The following is a 17,921-nucleotide window of genomic DNA, read 5'->3' as shown; positions in this document are numbered from 1 at the left end:
CGCTTAGGATTCGAAACCGTGTGCGCACATGTGCTGGTTGCCGAGGACGACGAGAAACAGGCCGAACTGATCCGCCGTTCCCTGCTGGCCGCGGGACACACCGCCACGGTGGTGCACGACGGCGCCGCCGCCCTGGACGCCGCCCGGCGCCTGCGGCCCGACCTCGTCGTCCTGGACCTGATGCTGCCGTACGTCGACGGTTTCGACGTGTGCCGGGCGCTGCGCGGCGGCGGCGACCCGGACATCCCGGTGGTCATGCTCACCGCGCGCTCCGCCGAGGACGACGTCCTGCTCGGTCTCGAGCTGGGCGCCGACGACTACCTGACCAAGCCGTACAGTCCGCGCGAGCTGATGGCGCGTATCCGTACGGTGCTGCGGCGCAGCGGCCGGGGCAGCGGCGCCCGGGACGGCGACCTCGTCGTCCGGACCGCCGGGATCAGCGTCGACCCCGATCGGCACGAGGTGCGCTGCGACGGCGTACCCGTGGAGTGCACACCCGCCGAGTTCCAGATCCTGCTGGCCATGGCGGGGGAGCCGGAGCGGGTGTTCACCCGGCGGCAACTGCTGCACTGCACCCGCGGTTTCGACCGGGCCTCCACCGAGCGGGCCGTCGACGTGCACATCATGAACCTGCGTCGCAAGATCGAGGCCGACCCGCGCCGCCCGGTCCGCCTGCTGACCGTCTTCGGCGTCGGCTACAAGCTGAGCGGCACACGGCCGTGAAACCCTCCGCGAAGCGCCGGATCCCGCTGCGCAAACGGCTGCTCGTCCGGCTGCTGTCCGTCTCTGCCCTGATCGCCGTCTGCTCGGTGGCCGCCACCGCCTGGCTCGCGGTCACGACGACGACCAGCGCCCTGAAGGAGGAGCAGGGCCAGGACCTCGCGGCCGACAACAGCATCCTGGCCGAACTCAGCGGATACGCCGCCACCCACGCCGACTGGTCCGCGGTCCGGCGCACCGTCCGGGAGCTGGCCGCGAAGACCGGCCGCCGGATCGCGCTCACCACCGCCGACCGCACCCTGGTCGCCGACTCCGCGCCCCGCGGCACCCCGCTGCCGCCCCGGCCCGCCGCCACTGTCGACCCGCTGCGCACCGACACCTACAGTGAGACCGGCGCCCAGCTCAGCGGCATCGACCCGCGCGTGGTGGGCCCCTACCTGCTCCCGGCGAAGGAGCGGGCGAACCTCGACAGACTCGCCGCCGTCCGCAAGCAGTGCTACGAGCGCTTCGGTCTGCAGGCGACCGTCGTCCGCACCGCGAGCGGACGGCCCGTCGTCACCGGCGTGGACGGCACCGACGCCACCGGCTACGGCGCCACGACCTGCGAGGACGGGCAGCTCAACATGCCCACCCCGACCGAGCGTACGGCCCTGGACGCGCTCACGGACCTGGCCCGGCCCTGCCTGAAACAGGCCGGCCTCGACCTCGACGGCCCGCTGTTCCTCACCTACGACCCGACCGGCAAGGACCCCTTCGGCGGCGGTTACCTCTTCGCCAAGTACGCCCATGCGGGCAAGGCGGCCACGGTGCGCGCGGCCCAGCAGTGCCTGCTGACCTCCCGGCGCACCCAACTGGAGCCCTACGTCGCGCCGGTGGCCGAGCTGTTCCTCGGCATCGGCGACCAGAGCCCGTCCCGCTTCGACATGTCGCCGGCCAACAAGGCCAAGGTGATCGGCGCGGCCGGTCTCGTCCTCGCCGTCACCGTCGCCGTGACCGCCGTCGTCGCCGTCCGGCTGGTACGACCCCTGCGCGCGCTGACCGAGGCCGCGGGGGCGCCCCCCGAACTGCACATACGGGTCCCGGTGACCACGAGGGACGAGACCGGCATCCTCGCGGAGGCCTTCAACGACCTGACCGAGCGCCGTGAACGCCTCGAGGCCCAGCGCAGGGCGATGGTCAGCGACATCGCCCACGAACTGCGCAGCCCGCTCACGAACATCCGGGGCTGGCTCGAGGTCGTCCGGGACGGAGTCGTCGAACCCGAACCTGCCCTGCTGGACTCCCTGCACGAGGAGGCGCTCGTGCTGCAGCGGATCATCGACGACCTCCAGGATCTCGCCGCCGCCGACGCCGGTACCCTGCGCCTGCACCGCGAACCGCTGCGCGCCGCCGAGCTGTTGGACCAGGTGGCCGCCGCGCACGGCGTCGCCGCCGACGCCGCCGCAGTCGCCCTGCGTACCGCGGCCGACCCCGCCGCCTGGCTGGACGCCGACCCGGTACGGATGCGGCAGGCACTCGGCAACCTGGTCTCCAACGCGCTGCGGCACACCCCGGCCGACGGCACGGTCACGCTGTCCGCCCGCCGGGACGGCACCGACGTCGTGCTCACCGTCACGGACACCGGGACGGGCATCACGGCGGAGGACCTGCCGCATGTCTTCGAGCGGTTCTGGCGCGCGGAGAAGTCCCGCAGCCGGCGCACCGGCGGCAGCGGTCTGGGGTTGCCCATCGTGCGCCATCTGGTCGTCGCCCACGGCGGCACCGCCGAGGCCACGAGCGAGCGCGGCGCGGGCGCGGTGTTCACCCTGCGCCTGCCCGCCACCGAGCCACCCATCGACGAGCCGCCTATCAACGAGCCGCCTGTCAACGAGCCGCCTATCGACGAGCCATCCACCGACGAGTCGCCCACCGACAAGCCGTTCGGCACCGGGTCAACCCGCTACAAGCCGTTCGGCACGGGGTCATCCCGCGACGAGCGGCCCGGCACGGGGTCATCCCGCGACGAGCCGCCCCGCGACGGGTCCTGACTGCCCGGCTCCGGGTCAGCGCAGGTGTGGCCGGGAATGTGCCCGGCGCCGCAGTGAACGGCGCTCCATCTCGGTGGTGCCGCCCCAGATACCCGTGCTCTGGCCCGTCTCCAACGCCCAGTCCAGGCACGGCTCCCGGGCCGGGCACAGGCCGCACACCGCCTTGGCCCGTTCGGTCTGCACCAGCGCGGGTCCGGTGGTGCCGACGGGGAAGAACAGGTCGGGGTCCACGTGACGGCAGGCGGCATGGTCACGCCAGTTGTCCATCGAAGTCTCCTGGATTCGTCTCCTGGATGGGATCGAGGTCGTCCGCGCGGGACGAAAACCGTTCTGAGGGTTCGGGTGACCGGTCAGCGCGGCGGGAAACGGGGCAACCGCCGGAAATCAGGCCAAAGAACGGGGCGGATGGGCCGCTGGGCGAGGACGCCTGTGCCCGACCGGGCGCCGGAGGCGCGGAGTTGGGTGGCGACGACCGGGCGGGCCGCTCAGCCGCGCCGCCGTCGGACCACCGTACCCCGCCCCCGGCCGCCCGGCACCGGTCGGACGCCAGGATTGCGGCGTCCGGCCGGTCAGCGGCGCAGTGACTCGGCCGCTGTCGCCGTCACCGCGCCGGCCAGGGCCGCGAGCGCGGGGGAGTCGAGCTTCCACTGCTGCCAGTACAGGGTGACGTCCACCCACTTCCCGGGGGCGAGGAGGTGCAGCCGGTCCTCGGCCAGCAGCGGTCCGGCCTGGGCCTCGGGGACCAGGCCCCAACCGAGGCCCGCGGCGACCGCTTCGGCGAACCCCTCGGAGGTGGGCACATAGTGCCTCAGGGGGCTCGCGGCCCCGTGGCCCAGCCGGCGTACGAAGCCGTCCTGGATGTCGTCCTTGCGGTCGAAGACCACGACCGGCGCCTTCGGCAGCAGCCGCGCCAGCGGTCCGTCCAGGTGCCGTCGCGCGAACTCCGGCGCGGCGACCGGCAGATAGCGCATCCTGCCGAGCGGCCGGACCGTGCACCCCGGCACGGGTTCGGGCAGGGCGGTCACCGCCGCCATCACCAGCCCCTCGCGCAGCAGCGCCGCCGTGTGGCCCTCGTCCTCCCGGTGCAGTTCGAAGCAGAGCCCCGCCACCCGGGTCAGCGCCCGCAGGAACCAGGTGGCCAGCGAGTCCGCGTTGACCGCGACCGACACCCGGGTCGGCTCTCCGGCGCCGCTCAGCCCCAGCTCGCCCCACGCGTCCTGCTCCAGCCGCGCCAGCTGCCGGGCGAAGCGCACCAGCACCGCCCCGGACTCCGTGGGCCGCACCGGCTTGGTGCGCTCCAGCAGCACTCGGCCCGTGCGCTGCTCGAGCGCCTTGACCCGCTGGCTGACCGCCGACGGCGTCACATGCAGGGCCGCCGCGGCGGCGTCGAAGGTGCCCTCGTCCACCACCGCGAGCAGCGTCCGTACCTGTTCCAGGGGAAGATCTGTCATCACAAACGCTAAGGATACGTAAGAATCTTTAGCTGTACTTGCGCAGATGCCTTTCCTAGTGTCGACGGCATGAACCACGCACTGACCGCCGCAGCCGCCGGATTCGGCAGCGGACTCTCCTTGATCGTCGCCATCGGCGCTCAGAACGCCTTCGTCCTGCGCCAGGGGGTGCGCCGGGACGCCGTGCTCGCCGTGGTCGGCATCTGCGCGCTGTCCGACGCGGTGCTCATCGCGCTCGGCGTGGGCGGGGTCGGGGCGGTCGTGGTGGCCTGGCCCGGCGCGGTCCGCGCGGTCGGGATCGTCGGCGGCGCCTTCCTGCTGTGCTACGGCGCCCTCGCCGCCCGCCGGGTGCTCAGGCCCGGCACCGGTCTGCGCACGGAGGGCGAGGCGGCCGGCTCCCGGCGCCGGGCGGTGCTCACCTGTCTGGCCATGACCTGGCTCAATCCGCACGTCTACCTGGACACGGTGTTCCTGCTCGGCTCACTCGCCGCCGACCGGGGCGCGCTGCGCTGGACCTTCGGGCTCGGAGCCGCGTGCGCCAGCCTGTGCTGGTTCGCCGCGCTCGGCTTCGGCGCCCGGCTGCTCGGCCGCTTCCTGGCCCGGCCCGGCGCCTGGCGGGTGCTGGACGCCCTGGTGGCGGTCACCATGCTCGCCATGGGCGCCCTTCTCCTGGCCGGATCCTGAGCCGACCGGTGCCGACCGCACGGTGATCCTGAGATAGTTAGTTCGCGAATCGAAAAGATGTAACGAGCAACCAGGACACCCGTGGACACGAGCGAGAGCAGCACCACCCGATCCGGCGCCGCTGGGCAGGAGGCGGCGGCCGAGCCCCGGCGCGGCTGGCGCCGCTGGGCGATGGACACCCGCCCCCTGCGCATCCCCGCCTACCGGCGCCTGTGGACGTCGACCATCGTCACCGCCGTCGGCAGCCAGCTCACCGCCGTCGCCGTACCCAAGCAGATCTACGACATCACCCACTCCTCGGCCTGGGTCGGCTACGCGAGCCTGGCCGGCCTCGTGCCCATGGTGGCCTTCGCGCTGTGGGGCGGGGCCGTCGCCGACACCGTGGACCGGCGCAAGCTGCTGCTGGTCACCAACAGCGGCATCGCGGTGACCTCGGTGCTGTTCTGGGCGCAGGCGGTCACGGGTCTGGACTCGGTCGCCGTCCTCATGGTGCTGCTCGCGCTCCAGCAGGCGTTCTTCGGTCTCAACGCCCCGGCCCGCAACGCCTCCATCGCCCGGCTGGTGCCCGCCGCGGAACTGCCCGCGGCCAACGCTCTCGGCTCCACCGTGACGCAGACCGGGCTGGTGGCGGGCCCGCTGCTCGCCGGTGTCCTCATCCCGGTCATCGGGCTGCCCGAGCTGTATCTCATCGACGCCCTGGCGCTGTGCGTCACCGTCTGGGCCGTCTTCCGTCTTCCGGCGCTGCCGCCGCTCGGCGAGGTCGCCGCCCGCAGGGCCGGGATCCGCCAGATAGCCGAGGGCTTCCGCTACATATCCCGGCACAAGGTGCTGTTGCTGTCCTTCCTCGCCGACATCGTGGCCATGGTGTTCGGCATGCCCCGGGCGCTGTTCCCGCAGCTGGCCGCCCAGACCTACCACTCCTACGGCGAGGGCCTCGCGCTCGGTGTGCTGTTCGCGGGCATCCCGGTCGGCGCGGTGCTCGGCGGACTGTTCTCCGGGGTGTTCTCGCGGGCCCGCCGGCACGGCTGGATGGTGATCGGAGCGGTCGTCGGCTGGGGTGTGGCCGTCGCCGGGGCCGGGCTGAGCGGGAACCTGTGGGTCGCCATGGGCTTCCTCGCCCTGGCAGGGGTCGCCGACATGGTCTCGATGGTGTTCCGCGGAGCGATCCTGCTGTCGGCCGCGACCGACGAGATGCGCGGCCGGATGCAGGGCGTGTTCACGGTGGTCGTCGCGGGCGGACCGCGCCTGGCCGACGTCCTGCACGGCACCGCGGGATCCGCCTTCGGCCCCCGGGCGGCCGTGGCGGGCGGCGGGGCGCTGGTCGTGGTGGTGATGCTGGCCCTGGCCGCCGCGGTGCCGGCGCTCAGGCGCTACCGGATCTGAACGGGCCCGGCCGCACACCGGGGCTGCGTCACAGCAGACCGGCTCACAGCAGACCGGTGCGCCGCCGGATCGCGTACTGGTCCATCAGCTTGCCGCGGGTCGTCTCCAGCCGGCCCGCGAGGACCTCGGCCACCGTCCGCACCAGCGACAGCCCGAGCAGCGGATCCTCCACGCACAGCGCGAGCACGGAGGGCCCGTCGAACTGGTAGGCCCGTACGTTGCTGAAGGCGACCGCACCGAAGTCCCACTGGTACGGCGGGAACAGCCAGGACCAGCCGAGCAGGTCGCCCGCGCCGAGCGTGGCCACCGTCACCCGCTGCCGGGAGGTGACCTGTGTGTCCAGATGGACCGCGCCGGAGCGGATCACCCAGAACCGGTCGGCGGTGCCGCCCGCCTCGAAGATGCGGGTGTCCTCCGGGAAGGAGACCTCCTCGGCCAGCTCCATCAGGCGCTCGCGTTGCGCCTGGGGCAGGGCGGTGAGCAGTTTGATCGCTTTGGTCATGGCGCGGGGCTCCTCACCGGCGGCGGTGCGGGTGGTTTCGTCAAGCCCATTTCAGCCGCTGCCGCCGTTCCGGGCACCTCGAAGGGCGTGGCACCGCGTGCCGGATCACCTGTCCGGTGGCGCGTGCGGGCAGAAGAAAGCCCTGGCTGGACGGGGGAAGCCAGCCAGGGCTGCTCTTGGTGACGCAGGGAGGGAGGGGAAAGGCGGTTCCGGTCCACTCCGGCATCACGTATGTATGAACGATAAACCATCCGGACTGCATATGTGCAATCCGGAGCGGGTCACGTGACCTGTTTCACCTTCCCGCCCGCCCGGGCGTCCGGCCCGGGGATGCCGAGCGGCCGGGCCAGACCCGAGACCGCCTCGTCCAGGCGCTGGAGATGACGCAGCACCCGGTCGGTCACCCGGCCGTAGCGCGGGGTGCGCAGGGTGCCCGGCTCCAGCATCGAGGCGATGCTCCGGCCGCTCTCCATGACCGCCGTGGAGCGCGGGTCGGCGACATGCGCCGCGATCGCCTCGATGTTGTGCAGGATCCGCGCGCACGCCCCGCTCAGCCGGGGATCCGCGGCGATCGACGGGTGTGTCGGCAGCAGCTCGGCCGTGGCCGCGAGGGAGCGCGCGTGGTAGGCGCAGGTCTCCAGCAGCGCCACCACGTACCGGGCGGTGTTGCGGCGCGAGCGCAGCGGGGTGATCGGATGCGTCAGCGGGTCGATGGCCGCGCGCAGATCCGCCAGCGCCTGGTCCAGATCGCGCGCCTGCTCCACCAGATCCGCACCGGCCCCACCGCTCAACTGGTCGACGGCGGCCCGGGTGACGCCCTCCAGCCGGTCCAGCACCTCCACGAGCAGTTCGTTGGTACGGCGGTCGGTGTGGATCGGCAGCACCACCGCCGCCGCGATCACCCCGCAGACCGCGCCGAGCGCCGTCTCCTCGATCCGCAGCACCAGAACCGACAAGGTGTAGGTGTTCAGCAGCGTGTACAGCAGTCCGAGCATGGCCGTGACGAAGAACGACATCAGCGTGTACGACAGGGGAGCCGTGTAGAACATCGCGAAGATGAACAACAGCACCAGCGCGAACGCCGTCCAGGTGTGCTGCCCGACCAGCCCGGCCAGCCCGATGCCGGCCACCACGCCGAGCACCGTGCCCAGCAGCCGACGGTAGCCCTTCACCAGGATCTCGCCGGTGGAGGCGGTGTTGATGAACACGATCCAGCAGGTCAGCACCGCCCAGTACCAGCGCTGGCTGGACAGCAGCTCGCCGCCGACGATGGCCAGCGAGGAGCCGACGGCCACCTGGACCGCAGCCCGTGTCGTGGGCCGCCGCAGCCCCGTCGGCTCCGGCTTCTCGTCCTCCTCGCCGGCCTCGATCGCGGCGTCCTCCGCGTCCAGTTCCTCGCGCGAGCGGATGGTCGCCGGGCTGTCGTCCGCCCCGGCCGGCGCCTCGTCCAGGGCGACCCGCAGCCCCAGCGCGGCCCGGGCCGCCTCGCCGAGGCCACGGAAGACGTCCTGCACGGCCGGGGAGGCCTTCGGCAGGTTCTCCTCCTCGCGGTAGCCGAGCAGCCGGTTGCGCACATGGGCGAGCGCCGTGCCCCGGGCCTCGCCGACCGGCCGCAGCATCAGCTGCCGCAGCGACCTAAGGTCCCGGCGCAGTGCCACCGTCGCCTCGTCCTGCACCGGCAGCGCACCGCCGGAGGGCAGCGCGGCGCCCGGCAGGTGCAGGGTGAGGGTGTCGGTCCGCTCGGCGCTGCGCGCGGTGAGCAGCAGCAGACCGAGCCGCTCGGAGGCGATCTCGGCGTCGGCGATGCGGCGCTGGAGCAGCCGGGCCACCGCCGGGTCGGAGGTGCCGTCCTCCAGCCGCCCCTGGATCAGTAGCGCTGTCTCGTGCAGCCGGGCGGTGGCGGTGCGCAGGTCCTCGAGGACCTTGTCCACCTCGTCCGGGCCGGCGTCCAGCAACTCGGCCTGTACGGCGATCAGCTGGGCGAGCCGGGCACGGAAGGCGCCCCGCAGCCGGTCCAGCGTGCCCGCGGGGGTCTGCGGCAGCAGCACGAAGCGGGCGAGGGCGCTGCACGCGAACGCCATGCAGATGACCCCGTACAGTCCGGGCAGCGCGGAGCCGGTCGCGTGCACGAACAGGGAGAGGAAGTAGATCTGGAAGCCGATCAGCCCCAGCGCCGTCCCGCGGTCGCCGAACCGGCGGCTGTAGACCGCGGCGAAGATGAGGGCGACGAAGAACAGGTCGCCGATGACGACCCGTTCGTTGAGCAGCGCGCCCAGCGACACCGAGGCCAGCGCCACCGGCAGGCCGAGCGCGAGCGTGACGGCCTGCTGCGAACGCTGCTTCTCCCGGATGGCGAAGGTCGACACCATCGCCGCCATGGCACCGGCGACCAGATGCGGCACCGGCACCCGCAGGGCGGCCAGGACGGCGAGGGTGAGGGCGATCGCGACGACCGTGCGCAGCCCCGCGGTCAGCCGCAGCAGCCCGGGATCCGATGCCGCGAGCCGGTCCCGCATCCGTACCCGACCCGACCGTCCCGCTGCCCTCACGCCGCCGCGCTCTCTCCCGTACCAGAAATCGATCTACGTCCCAGCATCGCACGAGTGCGCGACCTTGTTGCCCTCGGTCGGGGTCATGCGCCGTCGTACGTCTGCGGCAATCGTCTCGGCTGGTCGCGCAGTTCCCCGTGCCCCCTGGAGGCGCCGGGCCCTCACCCCTTCCCGGTCTTGCCGGCCCCGCCCTCCACCTGGGCCCGCACCTGCTCCGGTGTCAGGTACGAGTCCGAGTGCTCGAAGTCCTTCAGCCTGGCGGGCCTGCGGGCCTGGAAGCCGGTGCGGACGAAGTCGTCGCCGGCGACCGCGTTCAGCAGCCAGTTGGTCATCACGCGGGTCTTGGCCACATTGGTGCGCAGCGCCGACCAGTGGTAACCGCGGGCCACCGCCTGGGCGGGCAGTCCGCGCAGCTCGATGCCGAGCGGCTTGGACACGGCGTCCCTGCCGCCGAGGTCGACGACGAGCCCGAGATCCTTGTGCACGTACGGCATCAGGGGCTCGCCCCGCAGGGTCGCGATGACGTTGTCGGCGACCTTCTTGCCCTGCCGCATGGAGTGCTGCGCGGTGGGCGGGCAGATCGCGCCCTTCTCGTCCTTGGCCAGGTCGGGCACGGCGGCCGCGTCCCCGAGCGCGAACACACCGTCGTGCCCGGGCACCGTCATCTCCGCGGTGACCGCCAGCCGCCCGCGGACCGTCTCCGCGCCGAGCGTGCCGATCAGCGGGCTCGCGGCCACACCGGCCGTCCAGATCAGCGTGTGCGTCGGCACCACCCGGCCGTCGGTGAAGGTGACCTCCTGCGCACCGGCCTTGTCGATCGACACCCCCAGCGACACGTCGACCCCGCGCCGGCGCAGGATCTCCTGCGCGCTGCGGCCGAGTTTCTCGCCCAGCTCGGGCATGAGCCGCGGCGCGATGTCGATCAGATGCCATTTGATCAGGCCGGGGTCGAGACGCGGATAGCGCTGCACGGCCGCGTGCGTGAGCCGTTGCAGACAGGCAGTGGTCTCGGTGCCCGCGTAGCCGCCGCCGACCACCACGAACTGCAGCCGCGCGGCCTTCTCGGCCGGATCGTCGCTGGCGTCGGAGAGGTCGAGCTGGGTGATGACGTGGTCGCGGATGTAGGCGGCCTCGGCGAGGGTCTTCATCCCGAAGGCGTGGTCGAGCAGCCCCGGGATGTCGAAGGTGCGGGTCACGCTGCCCGGGGCCAGCACGATGTAGTCGTACGGCTCGTTGACGAGCTTGTCGGTGATGGTGCGCACCACGCACACCTTGGCCTTCAGGTCCACGCCGACCGCGGCGCCCGGCAGGATCCGGGTGCGGTACTTCTTGCTGCGGCGCAGGCTGACGGCGATCGACTGCGGGGTGAGCACGCCCGAGGCGACCTGGGGCAACAGCGGCAGATAGAGCTGGTAGGAGTACGGCGTCACCAGGGTGACGTCCGCCTCGTCGGGGCCGAGCTTCCGCTCCAGGCGGCGGACGCACTCGACTCCGGCGAAGCCTGCGCCAACCACCAGGACCTTGGGTCGTGTCACGGTGTTCATCCCTTTCTGCGGCTCCAGGCGGTCCGACTCGACGCCGTTCGCGTGCCCTGGGCCGCTGCGCACCGGCTTCGATCCCACCGTGCCCCGAGCCGGTCCGCCAGCTGGGTTGCGGCAGGCAGACGAACGCGTGGGCACCAGCATGCACCCACGCAGAGCACAGTGACCGGTTGTCGCACGGATAAACGTCGTACACGTGTCGAGGCCGCTGTGGCCGTGTCCGCTCAGCGGAAGACGTCGTCCGGCTCGTCCCAGTCCGCCACCTCCTGCACACCCCGGCCGGCCGCCGAACGCGCCTGGTACATCGCCTCGATCTCGGCGGCGTAGTGGTGCACGATCGCGTCCCTGCGCAGCTTCATCGACGGCGTCAGCAGGCCGTTGTCCGCGGCGAACGGCTCGGGCAGGACCCGGTGGACCCGGATGGACTCCGCGCGCGAGACGGCACTGTTGGCGGAGGCCACCGCCCGCGCGATCTCCTCCCGCAGCGCGTTCTCCTCGCGGTTCTCCCGGCCCGGGCTGCTGCCCGGCAGCGCCAGTGCGGCCCGCCAGTGCGCGAGGAACTCCGGGTCCAGGGTGATCAGCGCACCGACGCAGGGCCGGTCGTCGCCGAGCACGACGGCCTGGTGGACCAGCGGGTGCATACGCAGTCGCTGCTCCAGCGGGGCCGGGGCGACGCTCTTGCCACCGCTGGTGACGATGATGTCCTTCTTGCGCCCCGTGATCGTCAGATACCCCTCGGAGTCCAGCCGTCCGATGTCCCCGGTGGCCAGCCAGCCGCCGCGCAGCGCGGCCCGCGTCGCCGCCTCGTCGCCGACATAGCCCTGGAACACCGACGGGCCGCGCACCAGGATCTCCCCGTCGTCGGTCACCTGGACGTCCGTGCCGGGCAGCGGTCGGCCCACGGTCCCGGACTTCTCCCGGCCGAGCGGCTGCATGGTGATCCCGCCGGAGGACTCGGTGAGCCCGTATCCGTCGTTGACGACGATGCCGATGCCCTCGTAGAACAGGGTCAGTTCGCGGCTGAGCGAGGAGCCGCCGGAGGTGCCGCGCACCACCGGCCGCCGAGCACCGCACGCAGCCTGCGGTACACCGTCCGTTCGTACACGGCGTGCTGCAGCCGCAGCTCGAGCCCGGGACCCTGACCGGCGCCCAGCCGGCGGCGCTCCTCGGCCAGGGCGAAGTCCCGCGCGGTCTGCGCGGCCCGCTCGAACAGGGCGCCCCGGCCCGCCTGTCCGGCCGTACGCAGGAAGTTCTTGTACAGCTTCTCGAACACCGACGGCACGCCGTACAGATACGTCGGCCGGAACGTGGCGAGCGCCGACGCCAGAGCCGCCTCGGACACCTCCGGCTCGTGCGCCATCAGGACCCCGCCGCGGACACACATGAGCATGATCATGATGCCGTACACATGGGAGAACGGCAGGAAGGCCAGCACGGACGGCTGCTCGCCCGCGGGGGCCGCCACGTGCGCCCAGCCCGCCAGCAGGGTGTCGCAGGGGTAGGCGAGGGAACGGTGGCTCAGCGCGCAGCCCTGGGGGTGGCCGGAGGCACCGGAGGTGTAGACGACGGCCGCGGTGGCGTCGGGCAGCACGATCCGGCGCAGCGACTCAACGGTGGTGTACGGCACGTCGGCGCCCCGCTCGACGAGTTCGGGCAGCGCGCCCGCGTCCAGCTGCCAGACATGGCGCAGCCGGGGCAGCCGGGCGCACACCGTGCCGACGGTCATGACACCCTGCTCGTCCTCCACGACCACGGCCACGCATCCGGCATCCCGCAGGATCCACTCGACCTGGTCGCGCGAGGAGCACGGATGGACCGGTACCAGCTCCGCGCCCACCGCCCACAGCGCATGGCTGAAGACGGTCCACTCGTAGCGGGTGCGGGCCATCAGGGCCACTCGGTGCCCGGGCGAGATCCCGGCGGCCACCAGCCCCTTGGCCAGGTCGACCACCTCGTCCCGCAGCTCGACCGCCGTCACCTCCTGCCACCGGGAGGCCGAAGGGTCCACGCGGAACGCGAGCAGCGGCAGGGCGGGGGTGCGTTCCGCCGTGTCGAAGAGGCTGTCGGCGAGGCCGCCGGTGAGCGGCGGGACAACGGTGGGAGCGAGGGCGACATCGCGCATGCGCTGCTCCTGGCTGTACGGAGGGTCACACCGCCGATCGGCTCTGTGGTCGGCGGTGCTCGAATGTAGCCGAGGTGAGCCCCTCCGGTGCAGGGAACGGAGAAGTCGTGATCGTCCGATGACCCGGCCGTGTCTCTTTCGGCCGCTGTATGTTCCGATCCGCCGCCGGAGCACTCAGCCCTGGGTGCGGCGTACGCACTCGGTGACGACCTCCCGCAGGCTGCCGGTGCGGTCCAGCATCCCGAGCTGCTCGCGCGCGCCGGTGCCCCGGCGCAGCAGAGCGGCCAGGGCCTCCTCGGCCAGAGCCGCGTCGCCGCTGTCCGCGAGCGCCTCCCGGGTGTGCTCCAGCAGCGCGCGCGCCACCTCGGGCGCGGGGCGGGGCCGCATCGTCGCGGGGTCCAGCAGATCTCCGTTCAGGCCGAAGCGGGCGGCGTGCCAGGCGGCCAGCCGGAGCAGGCTCACGCTGTGGCCGGCCGCCGGCCGGCCCGCCCGCCAGTCGCGGGCGGCCGTCTCCACCAGGGCCCGGGCGAGCGCGGCGACGAGGACCGTGGTCTCCGCGCGCAGACAGACGTCCGCCACGCGGATCTCCACCGTCGGGTACTTCGCGGACAGCCGCGCATCGAAGTAGACCATCCCCTTGTCGAGGACGGCCCCGCTGGCCAGCATGCGGCTCACCTGCTCGTGGTAGCGCCCCGCCGAGCCGAACAGCTCGGTCGGCCCCGCCGACGGACAGCGGGCCCACAACCGGCTGCGGAAACTGGCGTAGCCGGTGTCCCGGCCCTGCCAGAACGGTGAGTTGGCGCTGAGCGCGCGGAGCACCGGAAGCCATGGCCGCATCCGGTCCAAAACGGCGACGCCCTCCTCGTCGGACGCCACGGACACATGGGCATGACAGCCACAGACCAGCTGGTCCTGGGTGCCGATGCCGAACTGCCCGGCCATCCAGCGGTAGCGCTCCTGCTGGGTGAGCGAGCCGGTGACCGGCAGCGGGCAGGTGGCCAGCGCGGCGACCGCGCCACCCGCCTCGCCGGCGAGCCGGGCCGCCTCCTTGCGGGAGCGCACGATCTCGGCGCCCAGCTCCGCCATGCCCGTGTGCGGATGCGTGGCCACCTCCAGCATCTGCCCGAACAGCTCCGCCTGGAACACCTCCTGCCCGGGATCGTCATGGACGGCCCGGGTGAGGACGGCGGCCGACAGCGCCTTCGGCTCACCGGTGTCCGGGTCGACCAGCAGGAGTTCCTCCTCCACACCGACAGTGCGCACGTGGGGCCGCCCTTCTGTTCAGACCGCGGGGGGCAGACGAAAGTCCGTACGACCCTGACTGCCCCCCGGGCGTCGGCCGACACCTGCGCGCTCAGCGCACGGGCGTCAACCAGACAGTGGCGAGCGGCGGCAGCGTGAGCCGCAGACACCCGTCCTTCGGCACGAGCAGCGCCCCGGGCTCCCCGGCACCGGCACCGCTTCCGCCATAGCGCGTGTCGTCCGTGTTCAGTGTCTCCTGCCAGGCGGGGAAGGCATCCGGAACCCACAGGCGGTAGTCGCGGCGGACGACGGGGGAGAAGTGCGAGACCGCGAGCAGGGCGGACCCCTCGGCGTCGAACCGGAGAAACGCGAATACGTTGTCGTCCGCCGCGTCACACAGCACCCACCGGAAACCGCCCGGATCGGTGTCCCGCTGCCACAGGGCCGGCGTCGCCCGGTATGTGACGTTCAGGTCCCGTACGAGATCCCGCACGCCCCGGTGGTCACCCGCGGAGTGGTAGTCGTCGCCCAGCAGCCACCACTCGGGGCCGTGCGGCTCGGACCACTCGGCCCCCTGTGCGAACTCCTGCCCCATGAACAACAGCTGTTTGCCCGGATGGGCCCACATGAAGCCGAGGTAGGCGCGGTGGTTGGCGCGCCGCTGCCACCAGTCGCCCGGCATCTTCGACACCAGCGCCTGCTTGCCGTGCACCACTTCGTCGTGCGAGATCGGCAGGACGTAGTTCTCGCTGTAGGCGTACACCATCGAGAAGGTCATCTCGTTGTGGTGGTACTTGCGGTGCACCGGTTCCTTCTGCACGTACTCCAGCGAGTCGTGCATCCAGCCCATGTTCCACTTGAGCCCGAAGCCGAGCCCGCCGCTGTCGGTCGGCCGGGTCACCCCGTCCCAGGCGGTGGACTCCTCCGCGATGGTCACCACGCCCGGGCAGCGCCGGTAGACGGTGGCGTTCATCTCCTGGAGGAAGGCGACCGCGTCCAGGTCCTCCCGCCCGCCGAAGGCGTTCGGCTCCCACTGCCCGGAGTCCCGTGAGTAGTCGAGATAGAGCATCGAGGCGACCGCGTCCACCCGCAGCCCGTCGATGTGGAACTCCTGGCACCAGTACACCGCGTTGGCGACGAGGAAGTTGCGCACCTCGGTGCGCCCGAAGTCGAACTCGTACGTCCCCCAGTCCGGATGCTCGGCCCGCCGCCAGTCCCCGGGCTCGTACAGCGGCTCCCCGTCGAAGCGGGCCAGCGCCCAGTCGTCCTTGGGGAAGTGCGCCGGCACCCAGTCCATGATCACGCCGATGCCGGCCCGGTGCAGCGCGTCCACCAGGTACTTGAAATCGTCCGGCGAGCCGAGGCGGGGCGTCGGGGCGTAGTAGGAGGTGACCTGGTACCCCCAGGACCCGCTGAAGGGATGCCCGGCGACCGGCATCAGCTCCACGTGTGTGAAGCCCAACTCCGCGACATAAGCGGGTAGTTCGGAAGCCAGCTGGCGGTATGTCAATCCTGGTCGCCAGGAGGGCAGATGGACCTCGTAGACCGAGAACGGAGCCTGGTGCACGGGCGTGTCGCCCCTGTGCGCCATCCACTTCGCGTCGCGCCACTTGTAGCGCGACGCCGTGACGACGGACGCGGTGTCCGGCGGCACCTCGGTGCGCCGCGCCATCGGGTCGGCCTTGAGGAACCGGTGGCCGTGCCGGGAGGTGATCTCGAACTTGTACCGGGCGCCCTCGCCGATCCCGGGCAGGAACAGTTCCCACACCCCGGACGCGCCGAGCGAACGCATCGGGTACTGCGTCCCGTCCCAGTACGTGAAGTCCCCGGCCACCCGCACCCCTTGGGCGTTGGGCGCCCACACCGAGAAGCGGGTCCCGGCCACACCCTGGTGGGTCATCGGCTCCGCGCCGAGCGCCTGCCACAGCTGCTCGTGCCGGCCCTCCCGGATCAGATGCAGATCCAGCTCACCGACGGCGGGCAGGAAGCGGTACGGGTCGTGCACCTCCTGCTCGGTGTCGTCGTACGTCACCAGCAGCGTGTACGACGCCGGGGGCTGCGGGTACGGCAGTACGGCGGCGAACAGACCGTCGCCCTCCGACAGGAGCGGGCTGCGCGTGCCGTCGGCCACGACGCTCACCGCGCGGGCGTTGGGGCGCAGCGTCCGGAACAGGGTGCCGCCCGGCACCGGATGGGCGCCCAGCAGGGCGTGCGGATCGTGGTGGGCGCCGCCGAGCAGCCGGCCACGCTCGGCCGTCTCCAACGCGGCGGCCGTGACCGGCGCGGGACCGGCGGCCTCGGGAAGCGCGGTGTCGCGCAGGGCCATGACGTCAGCCTCCCCACACGGCTAGTCGCTTGATCGCCGCCATCGGTACCGGCAGCCAGTCCGGCCGGTGTCTCGCCTCGTACAGCACCTCGTAGACCGCCCTGTCCGTCTCGTGCGCGCGCAGCAGCGCGTGCTTCTTGCGTGGATCCCAGCCTGCGCGGGCCGCGTAGCCCGCGCAGAACGCCTCACGGCAGCGGCGCGCCCATTCGGGTCGCCAGGGGCGCCGCTGCCGGGCCGCGTAGTCGAAGGAGCGCAGCATCCCCGCCACGTCCCGTACCGGGGAGTGCGGGGCCCGCCGCTCGGCCAGCGGCCGGGACGGCTCGCCCTCGAAGTCGATGACGAACCAGTCGCGACCGGCCCGCAGCACCTGGCCGAGGTGCAGATCTCCGTGGATGCGCTGGGCGGGCGGCCCGGTGTCGCACGTGGCGAGCGCCGCGAACGCGGCCCGCAGTCCCGGCACGAAGGGCCGCAGCCCGGGTACCGCGTGCGCGGCCGCCTCCAGCCGCGCGCTCATCGCCCGCGCCGTACGGCCGTTCTCGCCCGGATCGGCCGGGCCGAACGCCCCGGCCAGCGCCAGATGCACCTCGGCCATGGCCCGGCCCAGCTCACAGGCCTCGGCGGTGAAGTCGTCGCCCGCGGCTAGCGCACGCAGCGCCAGCGTCCACCCGTCCGTCGCGTCCGGCAGGAACGGCTGGAGCACCCCGAGCGTGGCGGGCTGCGGCTCGCTCGTGCCGAACCAGGCCACCGGCGCCGGCACCCGGGTGCACCCCTGTGCGGCCAGGGCGGCCGACACCTCCAGGTCCGGGTTGACGCCCGGCTGGATCCGGCGGAAGACCTTGAGGATGAACGAATCGCCGTACACGATCGACGAGTTGGACTGCTCGGCGTCCAGCAGGCGCGGCGGCAGCCCGCCGGGCACCTCGGCGCCCGGAGCCGTCTCGAACCGCAGCGGTCCCGCCGTACCGGGGCACCGCAGCCGCTCCAGCAGCAGATGGGCCGAGCGCGGGTCGTGCAGCGCGTCGTAGACCGCGAGTCCGGCCAGCGGGCCCTGTCCGGCGCGTCCGATGAACGCCCGCTCCAGCCGCGGGGCGGGCTGCTCGCGCAGGCCGAGCAGCAACTGGTAGCAGTCGCCCGGCGGGGGCGTGCCGCCGGGCGTGGGCACCGGCGCGTGCGAGGCATGCACCAGCAGATGCAGACACCCCGGGAACAGCTCGGTCACGGACAGCACCGACAGATCCGTGACGGGCCGGTCCTTGCCCGCGAACCAGCGCTGACCCGGCAGCCACTCGCGCAGCAGCCCGCTCAACGACGCCAGCGGCCCCTCGACGCCGGCCGCGGTTCTCGGTGGGACAGTGATGGTCTTCGGCATGACGC

Annotated in this window: 12 protein-coding genes and 1 pseudogene; 4 read left to right on the top strand and 9 right to left on the bottom strand. The window is 72.5% G+C overall.

Translation table 11 applies throughout. The annotated features are described in order from the left end of the window. The first annotated feature begins 18 nt into the window (after positions 1–18). Together GQF42_RS05715 and GQF42_RS05710 are read left to right on the top strand one after the other, a co-directional pair. On the top strand, positions 19–723 hold the full coding sequence (locus GQF42_RS05715; RefSeq protein ID WP_158918243.1) for a response regulator transcription factor: 705 nt from the start codon (positions 19–21) through the stop codon (positions 721–723). Beyond that, positions 720–2,747, top strand: coding sequence for a sensor histidine kinase (locus tag GQF42_RS05710; RefSeq protein ID WP_233273260.1), 2,028 nt, complete (start codon positions 720–722; stop codon positions 2,745–2,747). Before GQF42_RS05715 ends, GQF42_RS05710 begins: the two co-directional genes overlap by 4 nt. A gap of 15 nt (positions 2,748–2,762) precedes the next feature. On the opposite strand, the gene GQF42_RS05705 is transcribed toward GQF42_RS05710, so the two are convergent. Beyond that, a complete protein-coding gene (locus GQF42_RS05705; RefSeq protein ID WP_158918241.1) occupies positions 2,763–3,014 on the bottom strand; it encodes a WhiB family transcriptional regulator in 252 nt (83 codons plus the stop codon). Between the two features lie 302 nt (positions 3,015–3,316). Continuing rightward, positions 3,317–4,198 carry a LysR family transcriptional regulator ArgP gene (locus tag GQF42_RS05700; RefSeq protein ID WP_158918239.1) on the bottom strand — a complete coding sequence of 294 codons (882 nt, stop codon included), beginning with the start codon at positions 4,196–4,198 and terminating at the stop codon, positions 3,317–3,319. A gap of 69 nt (positions 4,199–4,267) precedes the next feature. Between GQF42_RS05700 and GQF42_RS05695 the strand changes: the two genes are divergently transcribed. Further along, on the top strand, positions 4,268–4,882 hold the full coding sequence (locus GQF42_RS05695; protein ID WP_158918237.1) for a LysE/ArgO family amino acid transporter: 615 nt from the start codon (positions 4,268–4,270) through the stop codon (positions 4,880–4,882). Positions 4,883–4,963: 81 nt separating this feature from the next. Next, positions 4,964–6,265 carry an MFS transporter gene (locus GQF42_RS05690; protein WP_158918235.1) on the top strand — a complete coding sequence of 434 codons (1,302 nt, stop codon included), beginning with the start codon at positions 4,964–4,966 and terminating at the stop codon, positions 6,263–6,265. Positions 6,266–6,308: 43 nt separating this feature from the next. Here GQF42_RS05690 and GQF42_RS05685 read toward each other — a convergent pair whose 3' ends face one another. The 7 genes and pseudogenes from GQF42_RS05685 to GQF42_RS05655 form a co-directional block, all read right to left on the bottom strand. Further along, complete coding sequence (locus GQF42_RS05685; protein ID WP_158918233.1) at positions 6,309–6,767, bottom strand: cyclic nucleotide-binding domain-containing protein; 459 nt, start codon at positions 6,765–6,767, stop codon at positions 6,309–6,311. Positions 6,768–7,048: 281 nt separating this feature from the next. After that, positions 7,049–9,283, bottom strand: a complete 2,235-nt coding sequence (locus tag GQF42_RS05680) for an FUSC family protein (RefSeq protein ID WP_158918231.1) — start codon at positions 9,281–9,283, stop codon at positions 7,049–7,051. A gap of 194 nt (positions 9,284–9,477) precedes the next feature. Next, the gene (locus GQF42_RS05675) at positions 9,478–10,860 is read right to left on the bottom strand and encodes an NAD(P)/FAD-dependent oxidoreductase (RefSeq protein WP_158918229.1); all 1,383 of its coding nucleotides are present in this window, start codon (positions 10,858–10,860) and stop codon (positions 9,478–9,480) included. 221 nt (positions 10,861–11,081) lie between these two features. Continuing rightward, a pseudogene (locus GQF42_RS05670) lies at positions 11,082–12,979 on the bottom strand (AMP-dependent synthetase/ligase). Between the two features lie 174 nt (positions 12,980–13,153). Beyond that, positions 13,154–14,242, bottom strand: coding sequence for a glutamate--cysteine ligase (locus GQF42_RS05665; protein WP_158918227.1), 1,089 nt, complete (start codon positions 14,240–14,242; stop codon positions 13,154–13,156). 91 nt (positions 14,243–14,333) lie between these two features. Beyond that, entirely contained in the window at positions 14,334–16,547 is a 2,214-nt protein-coding gene (glgB, locus tag GQF42_RS05660) for a 1,4-alpha-glucan branching enzyme (protein ID WP_158918225.1), read from the bottom strand. Between the two features lie 4 nt (positions 16,548–16,551). Next, on the bottom strand, positions 16,552–17,916 hold the full coding sequence (locus tag GQF42_RS05655; RefSeq protein WP_158918223.1) for a maltokinase N-terminal cap-like domain-containing protein: 1,365 nt from the start codon (positions 17,914–17,916) through the stop codon (positions 16,552–16,554). Between the last annotated feature and the right edge of the window lie 5 nt (positions 17,917–17,921).

The organism is Streptomyces broussonetiae (assembly GCF_009796285.1).
In the GTDB taxonomy this organism is placed as follows: domain Bacteria; phylum Actinomycetota; class Actinomycetes; order Streptomycetales; family Streptomycetaceae; genus Streptomyces; species Streptomyces broussonetiae.
This window is presented reverse-complemented; position numbering and strand designations above follow the sequence as displayed.

Bases quoted from the DNA above. Each gene is read 5' to 3' on its own strand.
- GQF42_RS05655 (WP_158918223.1), bottom strand. From the start codon at position 17,916: ATGCCGAAGACCATCACTGTCCCACCGAGAACCGCGGCCGGCGTCGAG.
- GQF42_RS05685 (WP_158918233.1), bottom strand. From the start codon at position 6,767: ATGACCAAAGCGATCAAACTGCTCACCGCCCTGCCCCAGGCGCAACGC.
- GQF42_RS05695 (WP_158918237.1), top strand. From the start codon at position 4,268: ATGAACCACGCACTGACCGCCGCAGCCGCCGGATTCGGCAGCGGACTC.
- GQF42_RS05680 (WP_158918231.1), bottom strand. From the start codon at position 9,283: ATGCGGGACCGGCTCGCGGCATCGGATCCCGGGCTGCTGCGGCTGACC.
- glgB (WP_158918225.1), bottom strand. From the start codon at position 16,547: ATGGCCCTGCGCGACACCGCGCTTCCCGAGGCCGCCGGTCCCGCGCCG.
- GQF42_RS05700 (WP_158918239.1), bottom strand. From the start codon at position 4,198: ATGACAGATCTTCCCCTGGAACAGGTACGGACGCTGCTCGCGGTGGTG.
- GQF42_RS05705 (WP_158918241.1), bottom strand. From the start codon at position 3,014: ATGGACAACTGGCGTGACCATGCCGCCTGCCGTCACGTGGACCCCGAC.
- GQF42_RS05675 (WP_158918229.1), bottom strand. From the start codon at position 10,860: ATGAACACCGTGACACGACCCAAGGTCCTGGTGGTTGGCGCAGGCTTC.